This window comes from Noviherbaspirillum sp., from assembly GCF_035944575.1.
In the GTDB taxonomy this organism is placed as follows: domain Bacteria; phylum Pseudomonadota; class Gammaproteobacteria; order Burkholderiales; family Burkholderiaceae_D; genus Noviherbaspirillum.
In genome coordinates, this window is sequence record NZ_DASZBA010000006.1 from 1 (window position 1) to 2,053 (window position 2,053).

The 2,053-nt window shown below is 61.3% G+C and carries 1 protein-coding gene; it reads right to left on the minus strand.

Annotated elements, in window-relative coordinates; translation table 11 throughout:
* Positions 1-2,053, minus strand: a 2,053-nt coding sequence (locus VGU61_RS00210; protein WP_326857063.1) for a helix-turn-helix transcriptional regulator, incomplete at both ends; no start/stop codon positions are given.

Sequence of the window (2,053 nt, forward strand, 5' to 3'; positions counted from 1 at the left end):
CGCCCCACGGCGGCATTGCGCTTGCTGACGTTGAGCTTCAGGAAAATGCTTTTGACATGCGTCTTCACCGTCTCGGGCGTGATCTTCAGTATCAGCGATATTTCCTTGTTGGATTTGTCCTGCGCGACAAGCTGCAGCACGCTGACCTCGCGCGGGCTGAGTGTGACGGCAACGCTGGCCGCGTTCCCTGTGACAGCATCGGCAAGTTCATTCACGAACGCCATGTGCGCCAGATTGCCGCCACCCTTCGGTGCGTATTTCTTGTACGCCTCTAGCAGCGGCATCAGGCCGACCGGCTGCGACAGAATTGAACCTTTCAACCTGATGGGCTGCGCAAGCGCAATTACTTCATCGAATAGACGGATGGCTTCGTCCGTTCGTCCCGACGCGAATTCGGCATAAGCCAGCGGCACGGCGCCCAGCACGCTGCTGTAGACATCGCCCAGGCGCAAGGCATCCTGGTAGACCGTATCGAAATGCCGTCTTGCCTCATCGAACCGTCCGGATGCCAGCGCGAACTGTCCCTCGGCGAGCTCGACATAGACCTTCACCTGAGCCGGAAGAACCTGGTCGGTTTTTGTTGCCGCCGCATACACGTCGCGTATGCGGATGAGGCTGGCGTGCGCCTGCGCGGTGCTTTTTTCGCGCAGGAAGAAGCAGACCTTTTCGTATGCCGCGATGACCTGCAGCCTCGTGACGCCCGACAGCGCCGCGTTGCGCTCCCATTTTTCAAGCAGGCTCAGCGCATGCTCATCGTCCTGCCGCAGCACGGCAACGTTGGTCGCCGCGGTATAGGTGGCGCAGATGATGTCGATGTAGCCAGTTTGCGGCACCAGCTCGAGCGCATCGTTCAATGCCGCTTCCGCCGACGGCAATTCGAGCTTTTCATAACGCACCAGTCCGAGCAGGCCATTGCACAATGCGCCCAGCACCGACGATGATCCCGGCCTGGTACTTGCAAGCCGCTGCGCCTCTTCAAGATGACGTTGCGCCCGGTCCAGATGTAATTGTGTTATTTCGGCGATGGCAAGCAGGATCTGCTGATAGACCCTCGGCATGAAGGCATATTCGTCATCCCGCCCCCTGGAGGCCAGCAGCGAGTGCTGGTAAAACTCGGTCCACTGCCTGAACTGCAGGTAGGAATAGGCGACCACGCTGCGCAGCGATTCCGCCAGCGCGGGATAGGCGATCGGTTGCGCCAGGCAATCGACCGACAGCTTGAGGGCGACATCGATCTCGTCGATTCTGCATGCCCAGATCGCCCGGATGGCCTGCAGATGCCAGTGATGCTCGGCGGTACGCGAAGAAGGCTCTGCCTGCAGCCGGGTTTCGATTAGCTCGATCAGGTCGGCGACGCTGGCGTTTTCCTGGTCGTGATCGGTGAGGACGCGCACCATGGCGATCGCACGCAGGATGCGCACCGGCGTGGTCGGCCGTTTCGTCAGTTCCAGCCGATTTTCCCAGGCCAGCATGGTTAGCAGGTCGCCCTTGTACACCAGCCTGGGCGCACAGGCCTCGATCCATTTGATCGCCATGTCGATATTGTCCGCCGCCAGCGCCTGATTGACCGCTTCCGACCAGTAGCCCTGCGCCGCATACCACTGGCTGGCACGGCTGGCGATGTCGACGACGTACGCCCGGTCCTTTGCCATGAGCCGCCTCGTCACGGTTTCACGCGTTAGATCGTGGCAGGCGAACCAGTAGCCGTCTTCCGTCACTTTTGCCAGCAGGTTGTGCTTGTGTTCGACCTCGTCGATGAGGTCGCGCGGCTCCGCAATGCCAGTCAATGCGACGAAGAGCGGGCCGCACATGCGTCCGACGATACAGGTCATTTCCACCAGCCGGACCTGGTCCCGCGTCAACCCGGCCAGCACCGCTTCGAGCAGCTTCTCCATGCCATCCTCGGCCATGTCGCTGCCGGGACCGATTGGTGCCTGGCGGCCGCAGATGGCATTCGAGGCGACCATGATGCGCAACGCCGCCGCCCAGCCGCCGGTAAGCGCATGGGCGATGGATGCCTGCTTGTCATGCTTGCTGTAGGCGCCGAACAGTT